14 protein-coding genes are annotated in these 14,462 nt (G+C 64.9%); 10 read left to right on the top strand and 4 right to left on the bottom strand.

All coding sequences use genetic code 11. The features are described 5' to 3' along the window. Positions 1-3 precede the first annotated feature (3 nt). From UP06_RS07850 to UP06_RS07890, 9 genes are read left to right on the top strand one after another with little or no spacing between them, the layout of a single operon-like run. Positions 4-996, top strand: a complete 993-nt coding sequence (locus UP06_RS07850) for an NAD-dependent epimerase/dehydratase family protein (RefSeq protein WP_045001878.1) — start codon at positions 4-6, stop codon at positions 994-996. Next, on the top strand, positions 993-2,003 hold the full coding sequence (locus tag UP06_RS07855) for an NAD-dependent epimerase/dehydratase family protein (protein ID WP_045001879.1): 1,011 nt from the start codon (positions 993-995) through the stop codon (positions 2,001-2,003). The genes UP06_RS07850 and UP06_RS07855 overlap by 4 nt, the downstream gene beginning before the upstream one ends. Next, positions 2,000-3,559: a PfkB family carbohydrate kinase gene (locus UP06_RS07860; protein WP_045001881.1), complete on the top strand. Its 1,560-nt coding sequence runs from the start codon at positions 2,000-2,002 to the stop codon at positions 3,557-3,559. Before UP06_RS07855 ends, UP06_RS07860 begins: the two co-directional genes overlap by 4 nt. Positions 3,560-3,566: 7 nt before the next feature. After that, a complete protein-coding gene (locus tag UP06_RS07865; RefSeq protein WP_045001882.1) occupies positions 3,567-4,496 on the top strand; it encodes a Gfo/Idh/MocA family protein in 930 nt (309 codons plus the stop codon). Then, entirely contained in the window at positions 4,493-5,767 is a 1,275-nt protein-coding gene (locus tag UP06_RS07870; protein WP_045001884.1) for a nucleotide sugar dehydrogenase, read from the top strand. Before UP06_RS07865 ends, UP06_RS07870 begins: the two co-directional genes overlap by 4 nt. 30 nt (positions 5,768-5,797) lie before the next feature. After that, entirely contained in the window at positions 5,798-6,454 is a 657-nt protein-coding gene (locus UP06_RS07875; protein WP_045001886.1) for a class I SAM-dependent methyltransferase, read from the top strand. A gap of 15 nt (positions 6,455-6,469) precedes the next feature. Continuing rightward, the gene (locus UP06_RS07880) at positions 6,470-7,285 is read left to right on the top strand and encodes a transketolase (protein WP_045001887.1); all 816 of its coding nucleotides are present in this window, start codon (positions 6,470-6,472) and stop codon (positions 7,283-7,285) included. After that, complete coding sequence (locus UP06_RS07885; RefSeq protein ID WP_045001889.1) at positions 7,282-8,193, top strand: transketolase family protein; 912 nt, start codon at positions 7,282-7,284, stop codon at positions 8,191-8,193. The genes UP06_RS07880 and UP06_RS07885 overlap by 4 nt, the downstream gene beginning before the upstream one ends. 9 nt (positions 8,194-8,202) lie before the next feature. Further along, complete coding sequence (locus UP06_RS07890; RefSeq protein WP_045001890.1) at positions 8,203-9,084, top strand: NAD-dependent epimerase/dehydratase family protein; 882 nt, start codon at positions 8,203-8,205, stop codon at positions 9,082-9,084. On the opposite strand, the gene UP06_RS07895 is transcribed toward UP06_RS07890, so the two are convergent. Beyond that, positions 9,081-10,238 carry a radical SAM protein gene (locus UP06_RS07895; protein ID WP_045001891.1) on the bottom strand — a complete coding sequence of 386 codons (1,158 nt, stop codon included), beginning with the start codon at positions 10,236-10,238 and terminating at the stop codon, positions 9,081-9,083. The genes UP06_RS07890 and UP06_RS07895 overlap by 4 nt on opposite strands. A gap of 148 nt (positions 10,239-10,386) precedes the next feature. Beyond that, positions 10,387-11,619, bottom strand: coding sequence for a rhodanese-like domain-containing protein (locus UP06_RS07900; protein ID WP_045001893.1), 1,233 nt, complete (start codon positions 11,617-11,619; stop codon positions 10,387-10,389). A gap of 87 nt (positions 11,620-11,706) precedes the next feature. Here UP06_RS07900 and UP06_RS07905 point away from each other — a divergent pair, with 87 nt between their 5' ends. After that, a complete protein-coding gene (locus UP06_RS07905) occupies positions 11,707-12,318 on the top strand; it encodes a LysR substrate-binding domain-containing protein (RefSeq protein WP_045001895.1) in 612 nt (203 codons plus the stop codon). On the opposite strand, the gene UP06_RS07910 is transcribed toward UP06_RS07905, so the two are convergent. Continuing rightward, entirely contained in the window at positions 12,199-13,446 is a 1,248-nt protein-coding gene (locus tag UP06_RS07910; protein WP_197087140.1) for a PepSY-associated TM helix domain-containing protein, read from the bottom strand. The genes UP06_RS07905 and UP06_RS07910 overlap by 120 nt on opposite strands. After that, positions 13,439-14,461 (bottom strand): extracellular solute-binding protein, encoded by a 1,023-nt coding sequence (locus tag UP06_RS07915; protein WP_045001896.1) that lies wholly within the window; start codon positions 14,459-14,461, stop codon positions 13,439-13,441. Before UP06_RS07915 ends, UP06_RS07910 begins: the two co-directional genes overlap by 8 nt. Position 14,462 lies beyond the last annotated feature (1 nt).

Raw genomic sequence — 14,462 nt, forward strand, 5'->3', positions numbered from 1 at the left:
GCAATGCTCAAGAACGTCCTCGTCACCGGCGGCGCCGGCTATGTCGGCCATGTCCTGGTCCCCCGCCTCCTCGCCGACGGCCATAGCGTCACCGTCTACGACCTTCTGTTTTTCGGCTGCCGGCTGCCGAACCATCCGAATCTGCGCGTCGTCAAGGGCGATATTCGCGACACCGCAAAGCTTGCAGCTCAGCTGAAGGGCCATGATGCCGTGCTGCATCTCGCCTGCATCTCCAACGATGCAAGCTTCGAGCTCGACGAGAACCTCTCCAAGACCATCAACTACGACTGCTTCGAGCCGATGGTGGTCGCGGCGCGCAAGGCGGGCGTGAAGCGCTTCGTCTATTGCTCCACGAGTTCGGTCTACGGTGTCAGCGACGCGCCCAACGTGACCGAAGAGCATCCTTTGGTGCCGCTGACGCTCTACAACAAGTTCAAGGGCATGTGCGAGCCGCTGTTGTGGAAGCACAAGGCGGACGATTTCACCTGCGTGACGGTGCGGCCGGCCACGGTCTGCGGCTACAGCCCGCGCACGCGGCTCGATCTCTCGGTCAACATCCTCACCAACCACGCCGTCAACAAGGGTGTCATCACCGTGTTCGGCGGCAAGCAGATGCGGCCGAACCTCCACATCGAGGACATGGTCGACGCCTATCGGCTGATGCTGAGCGCGCCGCACGACAAGATTCACGGCGAGACCTTCAACATCGGCTTCGAGAACCACGCGATCGCCGACCTCGCCACCATGGTGAAATCCGTCGTCGAGGCGAGCGGCGGTCGCGAGATCGGCATCGTCACCACGCCGTCGGACGACAATCGCTCCTACCACGTCAATTCCGACAAGATCCGCCGCGTGCTCGGCTATGCGCCTGCGCGAACGATCGAGGATGCCATGCGCGACCTCACCCGCGCTTTCGTCAACCAACTCCTGCCGAACAGCTTTGACGACGACTGGTATTACAACGTCCGCACCATGAAGAAGCTCGGGGCCAGATGACCGCGCGTCCGATCGCACTGGTGACGGGTGGCGCCGGCTTCATCGGCAGCCACACGGTCGAGCTGTTGCTGGCGCGGGGCTATCGGGTGCGGGTGATCGACAATCTCGTCGGCGGCAGCGAGGCCAATCTCGCTGCGCATGCCGCCAATTCCGATCTCGCCTTCGAGCGTGGCGACATCCGCGATGTGCAGCCTGGCAGCGCGCTGTTTCGCGACGTCGCCCGCGTGTTCCATTTCGCCGGCATCGGCGACATCGTGCCCTCGATCGAGGCGCCGCTCGACTACATGCAGGTCAACGTGCAGGGCACCGCGCAGGTGTTGGAATGCGCACGGCAGGCCAATGTGCGCAAGCTCGTCTATGCGGCGTCGTCCTCCTGCTATGGGCTGGCCACAACGCCGACCCGCGAGGATCATCCGATCTCGCCGCAATATCCGTACGCGCTGAGCAAATACCAGGGCGAGCAGGCGGTGCTGCACTGGCACGCCGTCTACAAGCTGCCGGTCAATGTCATCCGCATTTTCAACGCCTATGGCACGCGCTCGCGCACCTCGGGCGCCTATGGCGCGGTGTTCGGCGTGTTCTTGCGGCAGAAGCTGGCCGGCCAGCCCTTCACGGTCGTCGGCGACGGCACGCAGACACGCGACTTCGTCTATGCCAGCGACGTCGCCGACGCATTCCTGCGCGCCGGCGAAACCGAGCTCACGGGCGAAATCTGGAACCTCGGTGCCGGAAATCCGCAATCGGTCAACCAGCTGGTGGCGCTGCTCGGCGGCCCCGTGATCCACATCCCCAAGCGCCCGGGCGAGCCGGACTGCACCTTTGCGGATATCGCCAAAATCCGCCGCGAGCTCGGCTGGGAGCCGAAGGTGAGCTTCGAGGAGGGCGTCCGCCGCATCCTCGCCGCGATCGACTATTGGCGCGATGCGCCGCTGTGGAACCCGGACTCCATTGCCGCGGCGACGTCGGCGTGGTTCAACGCTCTTGCGACCAAGGGAGCGCCGGCATGATGGACGATGCGACCCATCGCATGGTGAGCCACAAGCTGAAGAGTGCGGCCGAGATCGCCGCGCTGATCGGCCGCCGGCCCCGCACGCGCAAGGTCATCATGTGCCATGGCACGTTCGACGTCGTGCATCCCGGCCATGTCCGCCATCTGCTCTACGCCAAGAGCAAGGGCGACATTCTGATCGCGAGCCTGACGGCAGACGCGCATATCCTGAAAGCGAATTTCCGGCCCTTCGTTCCGCAGGAACTCCGCGCCTTCAATCTCGCCGCGCTCGAGGCCGTCGACTACGTCATGATCGACCCGAAGCCGACGCCGATCGACAACATTCGTCTGATCGAGCCCGACATCTTCGCCAAGGGTTACGAATACACGGCAACCGGGCTGCATCCGCGCACGGCCGAGGAGAATGAAGCGGTCGAGGCCTATGGCGGCGAGCTGATCTTCACGCCAGGTGACATCGTATTCTCGTCTTCGCATATCATCGAGACGGCGCCGCCTTCGATCGCGACGGAAAAGCTGCTGACGCTGCTCTATGCCGAGCATCTCGACTTTAACAGCTTGCGCGGCGTGCTCGACCGCTTTCACGATCTGCGCGTCCACGTGATCGGCGACACCATCGTCGACACATATACGCGCTGCGCCGTGATCGGCGGCGGCACCAAAACGCCGACCATGAGCGTGCGCTTCGAGGAGAAACAGGACTTCGTCGGCGGCGCCGGTATCGTCGCAAAACATCTCGCCTGCGCCGGCACACGCGTGACCTTCTCCTCTGTGCTCGGCGACGATGCAACTGGCGAATTCGTCAAGCACGACCTCGGCGGCACTGACATCGATTTCCACGCGATCGTCGATCCGAACCGGCCGACGACCAACAAGGACGTCATCGTCGCCGCGGGCCATCACTTGCTCAAGGTCGACCGCGTCGACAACCGACCGATCGCCGAGCGCATCCTCCGCACGCTGGTCGACCGAATCGCGTCCGTGCCCGCTGACATTGTCGTGTTCACCGATTTCCGCCACGGCATCTTCAACCGCGAAACTATTCCGCATCTGGTCAAGGCGATCCCGAAGACCGCATTCCGGGTCGCCGATTCGCAGGTCGCGAGCCGCTGGGGCAACATCCTCGAGTTCCAGGGTTTCGACCTGATCACGCCGAATGAGCGCGAGGCGCGATTCGCGCTCGGCGATCAGGATTCGGTGGTGCGCCCGCTCGGCACCGAGCTGTACCGCCAGGCGCACTGCAAGACGCTGATGCTCAAGCTCGGGCCGCGCGGCCTGATGGCGTTCCGCGGCGAGCCGAAGAGCGACGAGGACGTCCGCTCCTTTTTCGCCATCGACAGCTTTGCCGACAACGTCGTCGATGCCGTCGGCTCCGGCGATGCGCTGCTCGCCTATGCGGCACCGGCGATGTTTCTCACCAACAATGCGGTCGTCGCCGCCGTCCTCGGCTCGCTCTCCGCCGCGGTCGCCTGCGGGCACCAGGGCAACGTTCCGACCGAGCCGAACGATATTCTCGACAAGATCGACCGTCTCGAGCGACAGGCGCAGTACCGTTGAGGGCGCGATGAAGGTCATCGTCGTCGGCTACGGAGTTCAGGGCCACAAGCGCTTCAAGGTCGCAGGCGAAGACGCAATTGGCATCGTCGATCCCGTCGCGCCGGAAGCGAACTGGCGCCGCCTCGAAGACGTGCCTGCGGACCGCTTCGACGCCGCCATCGTCTGCACGCCGGATCAGCCCAAGATCGAGCTGCTGCGCTATCTGCTGGAGCGTGGCAAGCATGTGCTGGTGGAAAAGCCACTGTTTGCAGACGGCGAGCACGACCTCCGCGCGCTCGAAGCGCTCGCCCGCCGCACCGGCGCACTTTGCGTCACCGCCTACAATCACCGCTTCGAGCCGCATTTCGTGCGGATGCGCGAATTGCTGCGATCGGGGCAGCTCGGCACCATCTATCGCTGCCGGATGTTTTACGGCAACGGCACCGCGCGGCTGGTACGTAATTCAGCCTGGCGCGACGCTGGCGACGGTGTGCTCGGCGATCTCGGCTCGCATCTGCTCGACACCGCGCGGTTCTGGTTCGGCGAGATCGCTGACACTTTCCGCATCGTCTCGGCGGAGCGGTTCGAGAACCGCGCGCCGGACCACGTGGTGATCACCGCGGAGGGGCGCCCGCAGATCGAGCTCGAGATGACGCTGTTGTCCTGGCGCAATCATTTCACCTGCGACGTCTTCGCCGAACACGGCTCCGCCCACATCGAGTCCCTGTGCAAATGGGGTCCGAGCAGCTTCGTTCACCGCACCCGGGTGCTGCCGAGCGGCCGTCCGCCGGAGGTCAGCGAGATCCTGGTGCAGGACGATCCGACCTGGGCGCTCGAATATGCCCATTTTAAGCAACTGTGCGGAACACGCACGCAGACCGATCTCTCGAATGATCTCTGGCTGCACCGTGCCCTGGCGCGACTTGGCCACGAGGCACAGGCTCGGAGCGGCGCATGACCCTGCCCCGAGTCGGCTATGCCGGAATGACCCATCTCGGCCTCTGCTCGGCAATCGCCGCAGCAGCCAAGGGTTTTGCAACGCTCGGCTTCGATGCCGATGCGCACCTGATCGGGCGTATCGTGGCGGGCGACCTGCCGGTGCGCGAACCCGGCCTCGGCGACCTCCTGCGCTCGCATCGCGATCGCATCACTTTCTCTCCGAAAGCAGCAAGTTTGCGCGACTGCGACCTGGTCTATGTCGCACCGGACGTGCCGACCGACGGCGCCGGCGTCAGCGATCTCAGCGGCATCGACAGCCTGCTCGACATCGTGCTCGCCAATACGCACGACGATGCGACCATCGTGGTCCTGAGCCAAGTGCCGCCGGGCTTCACCCGCGCACGGCAGCGACCCGGCCGCACCATTCTCTACCAAGTCGAGACGCTGGTGTTTGGTCGCGCCGTCGAGCGCGCGGCGAAACCTGAACGCTTCATCCTGGGTTGCCTCGATCCGGACGCGCCATTGCCGGCCGCTTGGCGGGGCTTCCTCGAGGCTTTCGGCTGCCCGCTGCTACCGATGCGGCTGGAGAGCGCCGAGCTTGCAAAAATCTCCATCAACTGCGCGCTGGCGGCGTCCGTCACCACGGCCAACACGCTCGCCGAGCTCTGCGAGCGTGTCGGCGCCGACTGGTCGGAGATCGCGCCCGCGTTGAAGCTCGACGCGCGCATTGGCCCGTATGCTTATCTCGCGCCGGGGCTTGGGCTCGCCGGTGGCAATATCGAGCGCGACCTTGCTACCGTGATGCGGCTGTCGGAACAGCATGGCACCGATGCCAGCATGATCCACGCCATCGTTACCAACAGCGCGCATCGCAAGAACTGGGCGCTGCGCGAGCTGCACGAAGCATTGCTGGCAAGGACGCCGCAGGCGCAGATCGGCGTGCTCGGCCTCGCCTACAAGGAGAACACGCATTCGGTGAAGAATTCGCCGGCGCTGGCGCTGATCGCGCAGCTCCAGGCATGGCCGGTGCGTGCATTCGACCCGGCGGTGCCGGCATCGGCCGCGACGTATCCGAACCTGACGGCCGCATCGAGCGCGATCGACGCCGCGCGCGACGTTGACGCGCTCGCAATCATGACGCCCTGGCCGGGGTTCCGGGAGATCGCGCCTGCGGATCTTGCGCGTATCATGCGCGGGCGACTTGTCCTCGACCCTTACCGCGTGCTCGATGCCTCCGCCGCGCACGCGGCCGGGCTCGATTATCGCACGCTCGGTGCGCGAGCGACGTGAAGAGCATCATTTGTTGATCGGACGATTCCTATGGCCGAAGTGAACCTCCTCTCCAAACTGCCGCGCGGCAAGCGGAACCTTTCCGCGCGCGCCACCGCCAAGACCGAGGAGCATATCCGCATCTCCCGCGAATATGGCGAGGCCTATTTCGATGGCCCGCGCGAATATGGCTATGGCGGCTACCGCTATGACGGCCGCTGGGTGCCGGTGGCGCAGGATTTCATCCAGCACTTCTCCCTGAAGCCCGGTGACCGCGTGCTCGATGTCGGCTGCGCCAAGGGCTTTCTAGTCAAGGACTTCATGATCGCCTGCGAGGGGCTCGAGGCGTTCGGTCTCGATGTCTCCCGCTACGCGCTGATGCGTTGCGAGGTGGAGACGATCGGGCGCCTGCATCTCGGCAATGCGCTGGAGCTGCCGTTTCCCGACAACAGCTTCAAGGCTGCGATCTCGCTCAACACCATCCACAATCTCGACCGCGACGGCTGCCTCCAGGCGCTGAAGGAAATCCAGCGCGTGTCGGGCGGACGCGCCTTCGTGCAGGTCGATTCCTATCGCACGCCGGAGCAGAAGGCGATTTTCGAGGAATGGGTTCTCACCGCCCGCTTCCACGATTATCCGCAAGGCTGGATCGCGCTGTTCCAAAAAGCCGGTTATACCGGCGATTACTTCTGGACGATCATCGAGTAGGACGAGGAAGCTTTCATGAGCTCAACGAGCTTCGACGCAAAGGCAGCAAAATCGCGCTGCCAGCGCTATCGCAGGCGAATCCTCGACATCTCGCAGCGCGTCTCGGCCCTGCACATCGGCGGCGCCTACTCCTGCACCGAGATCGTCGACGGCATCTACAACGGCCTGATGCGCGAGCCCGGGCTGTCATCGCCCGACACCTTCCTGATGTCGAAGGGCCATGGCTGCATGATCCAGTATGTCGTGCTGGAGGATCTCGGCGTGCTCACGCGGGCTGATCTCGACGCCTATTGCACGCCGCATGGCCGCCTCGGCGTCCATCCGGACTATGGCAATCCCGGCATCGAGGCCTCGACCGGCTCGCTGGGCCACGGTCTGTCGATGGTGGTGGGCATGGCGCTCGCCGAACGCGGCAAGCGCCGCGACGGGATGATCTATACCGTACTCAGCGACGGCGAGACCCAGGAGGGATCGACCTGGGAAGCCGTGCTGATGGCGTCGTCACTGAAATTGACAAACATCGTCGCCTTCATCGACAACAACGACTTCCAGAGTCTCGGACGCACGTCCGAAACGCATCCCTCGCTTTACCCGCTCGGTGCCAAGTTCGAGGCCTTCGGCTGGGAGACCGCTGAGATCGACGGCCATGATCCCGCGGCGATTTTTCGCGCGGTCTCGTCGCGCAAGGGCGATCGGCCGCTGATGGTGGTGGCGCGCACCACCAAGGGCAAGGGCGTCAGCTACATGGAGAACGCCTCGATCTGGCACTACCGTTCGCCGAACAAGGACGAGTATGCTCAGGCCATCCGCGAGCTGGAGACGCAGGCGTGAGAAACACCTTTTCCGAGACGCTGTACGCGGAGGCGACCGCCAACCCGGACGTCTACATCGTCGTCGCCGACATCTCGCCGGCCGGCAGCATGGCAAAATTCTCCAGCGAATATCCCGAACGCTTCATCAATGTCGGCGTCGCCGAGCAGAGCATGATCGGTATCGCCGCGGGGCTCGCGCTGAAGGGCTGCCAGCCTTTCGCCTACACCATCGCGACCTTCAGCCTCTATCGTCCGTTCGAGATGATCCGCGACGATCTCTGCTACCAGAACCTTCCTGTGACCGTGGTCGGCATGGGCGCAGGCGTCATCTATTCGACGCTGGGCGGCACGCACCATACCCAGGAAGACATCGCGATTGCGTCGGCGCTGCCCAACATGCAGGTGCTAGCGCCCTGCGATCCCCTCGAATGCATCGAGGCCACACGCTGGTGCGCGCGGCAGAAGAACGGGCCGGTGTATTTGCGCATCGGCAAGGCCGGCGAGCCCGTGCTGACGGCGCAAGCCGAGCCCTGGCAGTTCGGCAAGCTGCGCTACCTCAGGCGCGGCAGCGATGTCTGCATCCTCACCTATGGCGTGATCACGGCCATGGCGACTGATATCGCCGACAAGCTCGCGGCCCAGGGCCGCTCGGTCTCGCTGGTCTCGGCGCATACGCTGAAGCCGCTTGACCGCGGCGGCATCTCCGAGGCTCTGCGGCAGCACCCGCATGTCGTCGTGATCGAGGAGCACGCGCCGCAGGGCGGGCTCGCATCGCAAGTGAAGCAGATCGCATGGGATGTCCGCGCCACCTGCCGGCTCGATACATTCACGCTGCAAGACGCCTTCATCCACAATTACGGCTCGACCAACGATCTGCTCGCGGCGCACGGCCTATCGCCCGAGCGGATCCTGGCCACGATCGGCTGAGGGCAGACGATGCGCGTGCTCGTGACCGGCGTCTCCGGCTTCTCGGGCAGCGCGGTGGCGCGCCGGCTCGCGAGCGGCGGACACGACGTCGTCGGCACCTATCGCCGCGATACGGATTTTCTGGCATCGCTGCGCGAGGCGCCGCGGCTTGACCTGGTCCGGACCGATCTCATCGACGCCGGCAAGCTCGCCGGCCCGTTCGATGCCGTCGTGCATACGGCCGCAACGTCACCGGTCCCGGGCGTCGATGTCGCAACGCTGGTTCACGACAACATCAATGCGACCCTTGCGCTGATCGAGGCGGCTCGCCGCTGGCGGACGAACCGTTTCATCTTCTTCTCGTCGCTGTCCTACTACGGCCAAATCGAGCAGGACGTCGTCGACGAGGCCACGCCCGTGCGTGATCCCGACGCCTATGGCACAACCAAGCTCATCGTAGAGCATCGGCTCGTCGAGCTCGCCGGCGCCTTTTCATCGCTGGCGCTGCGCCTGCCGGGGATCATCGGTCCGCGGGCACATCGGCATTGGCTCGCAAGCGTGGCGGCGCGGCTCCGCGCCGGCGAACCGGTGCGCGCCTTCCATCTCGACCGCCCCTTCAACAACGCTGCCCACATCGACGACGTGGCCGCGCTCGTCGCGACCGTGTTGACGCATGAGGCCTGGGGCGGCTTCGACGCCGCGGTGCTCGGCGCGGCGGGATCGCTGACGGTGCGCGAGACCATTGAACGCCTTGCGTTAGCGCTCGGCACATCGGCCAAAATCGAAGAGATCGCCCCGACCAACGCATCGTTCACGCTCTCGAGCGCGCACGCGATCGCGCGCTACGGCTACCGGCCATCGGAGATCGGCGCGCTGATCGATCGTTACGGCCGTGAGATCGACGGCACTTAAGCGCGATCGTCGTCGCGATAGCAACCTTTGCACACTTCGGGAATGCGGCCCTCGCGGTGATCCCTGCGAAAGGTCTCGTAGGCCTCGCCGTGCCAGATCGCGACGAGATCCTCGGCATTGCCGAGATCGACAACCTCGGGATTGGCGATGGTGCAGCAGGGTACGACACGCATGTCGGAGGAGACATAGAGCCGCTCGAACGGCCAGGGGCAGAGCTTGTCAGTCTGGCGCCAATTATATTTGTCGGTGACGTTCCAGAACGCCACGCGCACCCCGAGCTCACGCCCCCGCGCCATCAACCGGTCGCAGAGCTCCTCGGTGAAGGCACCCTCGGCGACGATGTCGCGTAGCGCCTCACCCCATTTGTCCTGACCCCAATTGGTGAGGTCGAGCGAGAAGGCGAGGCTGGTGAAGCCGGCTTCGGCGGCGAGCTCGACGAAAGCAGGCAGTTGATGCCGGTTGGACTGCTGCACCACCACCCACATCTTGGTGCGATCAACGCCGATTTGGCGGGAATAGGCGTTGATCAGCTTGCAATTGGCGATGACCCGAGAAAACACCGAGCCGCGCCGGATGCCTTCGAACGTCGCTTCGTCGGCGCCGTCGATCGAGATCTGCACTTCGTTCGGATCGGCGTCGATCAGCCGGCGATAGTTTTCGCGGAGATGCAGCAGCGAGGCATTGGTGGTGGTTCGGACCCAGATCTCGCGCTCGCGTGCGTGGCGCAGCATGGCGAGATAGGCATCGCCCTGCATCAGGGGTTCGCCCATGCCCTGGAGCTTGATTTCGATCAGCCCGTATTGCTGGTCGAGCAGCACCTTGAAACTTTCGAGCGACATGTCGCCGGCGCGCTGGCCTTTGTGCCAATCGCTGACCTGGCACATCGTGCAACGGAAATTGCAGCGGCTGACATTCTCGATGTCGAGCTTGATCGGCAAAAAGTCGACGATGCTGCGATCAGTCCGCGCGCGCAGGTATTTTTCGTAGTTGGCACGCCGCCGCGGATCGAAGGCGAGTGCGCGCTCGCGTTGGGCGGCGTAGGCGGCAGACCCCATCGATGGTCCCGGCGCCGGCAGGCTGCGCAGAAACGCGGCGCTTGCGGCGGCGCCCTGCGCCAAAACTGGTCGTTCGATCGTGTCGGCGTCTTGAGCCATTTGCGTCCGTCGCGGCGGGATCCCGGGGACCCAGGATATCTGGGCAGAACGCAAACTGATTCGGGTTAAAATCGACCACCATTCGTGCGGCGTGGCAAGGCCCGACCCGACCGCTCCGTACAACTCCGGTGCACTAACGCCACCGCACTCAGATCACATAGAACCCGTGCGTGCCGTCGTGGCGGAGCTGGTCGACGAGGCCGTATTCCCAGTCGAGATAGGCCTGCATCGCGCGGTCGTCGACATTGGTGCCCTCATAGGGACGGCGGTAGCGGTGGGCCGGATCGGGCTTCGGCAGGACAAGCGGCGGGCTGACCTCGCGCGTGCCGTCATAACCGCCTTCCAGCACATAGACCTCCCAGTCCATCTGCGCGAGCCATGATGCCGTCATGTCGGCGCGCACGCCCTTGTCGTCGCTCAGGACAATGCGCGCGCCGCGCACAGGTGCTGCCATATCGGTCTCCTGGACGAGCTGGCCGCCGGGATAGTGGCGGAAGCCCGGGAGATGACCGGCGGCATGTTCCTCCGCGTCGCGCACGTCGAAGCGATAGAGCGTGCGATCGGTCTGCGCCACAAGTGCCGACATCTCGTTGGCGCCGATATGGCGGACGCCGGCGCGATAGGCGACGTCGCGAGCATTGGCCGGACCGCCTTCGAACGGTCCGATCGCGCCGCGCCGCTCGGCGCCGTGATCGAGCGCGTGCCGCGCCAGCGTCCAGCCGATCGTGCCGTTGCGCAGCGCCCGCACCTTGTTGGGCACGCCGGCGTTGATCAGCGACTGGGTGCCGATGATCGAGCGCGTGCGGCCGGCGCAATTGACAATGATGGTGGTGTCGGGATCGGGCGCGGCCTGCCCTGCCCGCAGCACCAGCTCCGCACCGGGCACGCTGACCGAGCCCGGGATGTTCATGGTCGCATATTCATCGAAGCGGCGAACGTCGAGGATGGCGATGTTGGCCTTGTCCGCGATCAGCTTTGCCACTTCGTCAGCGCTGAGCGAGGGTGTGTGGCGGCGCGCTTCGACCATCTCGCCGAACGCTTTTGAATAGGAATTGACGTCCTCGAACACCTCATAGCCGGCCGCGCGCCAGGCCTTCAGCCCGCCGTCGAGCGCGCGGACATTGGAGTAGCCGAGCGTCGCAAAGTGTTCGGCGCCGGCCACGACCAGCCCTTCGCCGTCATCATAGAGCACGACCGGCACGTCCTTGCGCGGCAGCCTCACCTCGGCCTCGATCGCGATCCGGTTCGCGGCCATGTTGGCCGCGAACAGCGGATGTCCGGTAGCAAAGGCCGCCTCATATCTGAGATCGAGCAGCGCGATCTCCTCACGCAACAGCAGCGCGCGGCGGATATCGGCGGGGGTAACGGTCGGAAGCTTCATGGCATGAACCTAGACGAGGACAGGCCATGGCTTTTGAACGATTGCGGCGGCCTTGGCTAGCCGCCCCGCTGCATTGCGGCTCAGCCCGTGGCCGCGACCTGCTTCCCGACCTCGGATGAGCGGATCAGGCTCGGCATGCCTGCGGACTTTCTCGAGCGCGATTTCGCGTCGGCTTTCGGCGATATCCGGTCGCGCTTCCCCAGGGCACGGCTATCCGTGCGCACCGATTTATCGGCACGGCTCGCCGAGGACATCGATCACGGCCGGCTCGATCTCGCCTTCAAGCGCGCACCGTCGAACGCCGCAGACGCTGCGATCACGTTCGAGCCGATGGCGTGGTTCGGCAAGATCGCCACGTCACACCAATCCAACGATGCCGTTCCGCTGGTGGCATTTGCAGACGGCTGCGCCTATCGCGACGAGGCGCTGCGCAGCCTGCACCTGATGGGACGGGAATGGACCATCGCCTGCGAAGCGCGAAGCCTCTCCGCGCTGGTCGGTGCGGTCAAGGCCGGCCTCGGTTACGCCGCCCTGCCGATCAGGCTGGGCGAGCGCAAATCGCTGCGCCACGCAGGCGATCTAGCGGACCTGCCGCAGCTCAATGCCGTCGAGCTCGCCCTTGGTATCGCCGAGGGCTGCAACCTGCCGTTCGCCCGCGCGATCGGCGGCATTATCACTGAGCAGTGCGCGCTGGCGTGATGGCTGCAGTTTGCGGCGCGACAGGTACAACAGCACGCCGGTGACGGCGAACAGCGGCATCAGCATCGCCGCGATCATGAACGCAAGCTTGCCGGGCCAGCCAAGGATCGCGCCACGGTGGATATCGAGCAGGTTTGCGATGATCTTCTCGCCGAGCGACTTGTCGGCGTAGCGCTCCGCAGAGACCACCTGACCGGTGACGGCGTCAATGCGGAATTCGTCGCGCGTGGTATCGAGCGTGCTGTCTTTCCCCCACGACCGGATCCGGATCACCGTGCCCGGACCGGCCGGCAGCGTCAGCAAGGCTCGGGAGAAACGGCTGCCCTCTTCGTGCAGGAGGGTTGACCACGCGCGATCGAATCCGATCGGCTGAACCGTCTCGCGGCCGCCGGCCGCGCGCGGCGCCTTGGGCTGCATCTTCGCTACGCCCACCTGTGGACGCGACAGCAGCCAGACGACGCCGTCCTTGTACCAGTCGAACGAATACCAGAGCCCGGTCAGCGTCATCACCAGATAGATCGGCAGCACCCAGGTGCCGAGGACTGCGTGCAGAGAGCGATGCAGCCCGCGCCCGCTGAGCCCGAGATTCGGCTTCAGCCACATCTTCACGCTGCTTGCGCGGCGCGGCCAGCGCAGCACGAGGCCCGAGATCAGCATGACGATCAGGCCGAGCGCGGCAACACCGGTAATCTGGCGGCCCCAGCCCTTTGCATCGCCGGGAATGAGCAGCCAGCGATGCAGCCTGCGCACGGTCGCAAAAAACTCCTCGCCTCGCGGCGTGCCGAGCACATGCGCGTCGTAGGGATCGATATAGAGCGAGGACGGCCGTGCGCCCTGCTCGTCGCGACCGAAGCGAACATGCACGGCCGCGGACGGATCGCTCGAAAGCGTGACGGCGGAGACCTTGCCGGCCTTCAGCCGTGCGACCAGCTCGTCCGGCATCAGTGCCGGTGTCGTTCGCGGCGCGACCTGCATGATCCCGGCATTCAGATGGTCGAGGATCTCATCCTCAAAACTCATGATCGTTCCCGTGAGAGCGATCAGAGACAGCAGCAATGCGAGCACGAGGCCGGCAATGGAGTGGACCTGATGCAGAACGGCCTTGATCTTGTGCCCCAGCCTACTCATCAAAGCCGACCTTCTTGATGAGGGCGATCGCCGCCTGCTGTTGCGCGGCGACCTGATCGATCGGCATAGCATCCGGCGTAAATGGGCCGATATCGGCGAGAATCGGAGCCCGCTCTGCCGTGGCGAGCACAGGATATTCAAGCTCGGCATCAGCAAAGATCCGCTGCGCAGCCGGCGTGACCAGGAATTCGAGGAGTTTTTGCGCGGCCGCCGGATGCGGCGCGCGCTTCGCCATGGCTGCGCCGGTGAGATTGGCATGTGTGCCACCACCCTTGAAGACCGTCGGGACTGCCTTGACCGCCGTGGCCCAGGCGCGCCAGTCGGCGCCTTCCCGTCCGTCACGCAATTGGGCCAGCGCGACGATGTTACCAATCCCGATCTCGCACGCTCCTTGCGCGATCTGGCGGATCACGTCGTTGTCCTTGCCCGCCGGCTTGTGCGCAAGATTGGCCTTCAGGCCGGCGAGCCAAGTCTCCGTTGCGGCCTCGCCGTGATGGACGAGATAGGCCGCGACCAGCGCGACATTGTTCTGATGCAGGCCCGCGCGCATGCAGAGCTTGCCACGCCATTTCGGATCGGTGAGGTCTTCATAATCGATCGCGGCGAGCGCGCTGTCCTGGCGCGCCATCACGACGCGCGGGCGGACGGTCAGCGCAAGCCATTGCGCGCTGCCGTTGCGCAAGTTCGGCGGAACGGCCTGATCAAGCAGCGGCGATGCGAAGGCCTGGGTAAAGCCCCGACCGGCGAGCTGGCTGGTCTTGTCGAGCCCTATCGTCATCAGAACATCGGCAGGCGACGCCTCGCCTTCCGATGCGAGGCGCTTGACGAGGCTGTCTTCGATGAAGACCACCTTGACCTTGATGCCGCTGTCTTTCGTGAACGCCGCGATCGCAGGCTCGACCAGGTTAGCCTCCCTGGTCGAATAGAGCGTAATCTCGTCGGCGCGGCTCGCCGTCACGACACAGGCAGACGCCAGCGCGACCAGGATCGCGATGGCCTTGCGCTGCGCCGTCATG

The sequence above is a fragment of the Bradyrhizobium sp. LTSP857 genome (genome assembly GCF_000938285.1).
GTDB lineage: Bacteria > Pseudomonadota > Alphaproteobacteria > Rhizobiales > Xanthobacteraceae > Bradyrhizobium.